Annotated in this window: 1 rRNA gene; it reads right to left on the reverse strand. The window is 53.5% G+C overall.

Going from position 1 to position 2330, the window contains the following annotated elements:
- Nucleotides 1-2306, reverse strand: a 23S ribosomal RNA gene (locus WDC87_RS21765); the annotation flags it as partial.
- Nucleotides 2307-2330: the final 24 nt, after the last annotated feature.

The raw sequence follows: 2330 nt of genomic DNA on the forward strand, positions 1-2330 counted from the left end.
CTTTGCACACAGTGCGCGATGTCCGACCGCGCTGAGCGTACCTTCGAGCTCCTCCGTTACTCTTTAGGAGGAGACCGCCCCAGTCAAACTACCCACCATACACGGTCCCCGACCCAGATAATGGGCCTAGGTTAGAACGTCAAGCACGACAGGGTGGTATTTCAAGGATGGCTCCGCCACAGCTAGCGCCATGGTTTCATAGCCTCCCACCTATCCTACACAGACGAACTCAACGTTCAGTGTAAAGCTATAGTAAAGGTTCACGGGGTCTTTCCGTCTTGCCACGGGAACGCTGCATCTTCACAGCGATTTCAATTTCACTGAGTCTCGGGTGGAGACAGCGCCGCTGTCGTTACGCCATTCGTGCAGGTCGGAACTTACCCGACAAGGAATTTCGCTACCTTAGGACCGTTATAGTTACGGCCGCCGTTTACTGGGGCTTCGATCAAGAGCTTCGCCTTGCGGCTGACCCCATCAATTAACCTTCCAGCACCGGGCAGGCGTCACACCCTATACGTCCACTTTCGTGTTTGCAGAGTGCTGTGTTTTTGATAAACAGTCGCAGCGGCCTGGTTACTGCGACCCTCTTCAGCTATAGCTCGCACGAGCCACCAAAAAGGGTGCACCTTCTCCCGAAGTTACGGTGCCATGTTGCCTAGTTCCTTCACCCGAGTTCTCTCAAGCGCCTGAGAATTCTCATCCTACCCACCTGTGTCGGTTTACGGTACGGTCTGCGTAAGCTGAAGCTTAGGAGCTTTTCCTGGAAGCGTGGTATCAGTGACTTCGCCATAAAGGCTCGTCTCGGTGCTCGGTCTTGAAGGATCCCGGATTTGCCAAAGATCCAAACCTACCGCCTTTCCCCAGGACAACCAACGCCTGGTACACCTAACCTTCTCCGTCCCTCCATCGCACTTACGCGAGGTGCAGGAATATTAACCTGCTTCCCATCGACTACGACTTTCGTCCTCGCCTTAGGGGCCGACTCACCCTGCGCCGATTAACGTTGCGCAAGGAAACCTTGGGCTTTCGGCGTGCGGGTTTTTCACCCGCATTATCGTTACTCATGTCAGCATTCGCACTTCCGATACCTCCAGCAGACTTCTCAATCCACCTTCAACGGCTTACGGAACGCTCCTCTACCGCGCATACAAAGTATGCACCCCAAGCTTCGGTTCTGTGCTTAGCCCCGTTAAATCTTCCCCGCAGACCGACTCGACCAGTGAGCTATTACGCTTTCTTTAAAGGGTGGCTGCTTCTAAGCCAACCTCCTGGCTGTCTGTGCCTTTCCACATGGTTTTCCACTTAGCACAAAATTTGGGACCTTAGCTGTGGGTCTGGGTTGTTTCCCTTTTCACGACGGACGTTAGCACCCGCCGTGTGTCTCCCATACAGTCCGTCTCGGTATTCGGAGTTTGCAATGGTTTGGTAAGTCGCGATGACCCCCTAGCCATAACAGTGCTCTACCCCCGAGAGGATACATATGAGGCGCTACCTAAATAGCTTTCGAGGAGAACCAGCTATCTCCGGGTTCGATTAGCTTTTCACTCCTAATCACACCTCATCCCCTACCTTTGCAACGGGAGTGGGTTCGGGCCTCCAGTGCGTGTTACCGCACCTTCACCCTGGGCATGACTAGATCACCCGGTTTCGGGTCTACTGCCCGCGACTATGCGCCCTTATCAGACTCGGTTTCCCTTCGCCTCCCCTATACGGTTAAGCTTGCCACGAACAGTAAGTCGCTGACCCATTATACAAAAGGTACGCAGTCACTCCTTGCGGAGCTCCTACTGCTTGTACGCACACGGTTTCAGGTTCTATTTCACTCCCCTCTCCGGGGTTCTTTTCGCCTTTCCCTCACGGTACTGGTTCACTATCGGTCGGTCAGTAGTATTTAGCCTTGGAGGATGGTCCCCCCATGTTCAGACAGGGTTTCACGTGCCCCGCCCTACTCGTCTTCACTGAAATGGCCCTTTCAGATACAGGGCTATCACCTTCTATGGCCACTCTTTCCAGAGTGTTTTCCTAGAACCAAATCAGCTTAAGGGCTAGTCCGCGTTCGCTCGTCGCTACTTACGGAATCTCGGTTGATTTCTTTTCCTCTGGTTACTTAGATATTTCAGTTCACCAGGTTCGCTTCCAGCAGCTATGTATTCACTGCAGGATACCCGCAAGCGGGTGGGTTTCCCCATTCGGACATTACCGGATCAAAGCTTGTTGCCAGCTCCCCGATACTTTTCGCAGGCTGCCACGTCCTTCATCGCCTCTGACCGCCAAGGCATCCACCGTGTGCGCTTATTCGCTTGACCATATAACCGCAAGTTGCCTTGGGT

Source organism: Stenotrophomonas maltophilia group sp. Smal12 (assembly GCF_037079935.1).
Classification (GTDB): Bacteria; Pseudomonadota; Gammaproteobacteria; order Xanthomonadales; family Xanthomonadaceae; genus Stenotrophomonas; species Stenotrophomonas sepilia.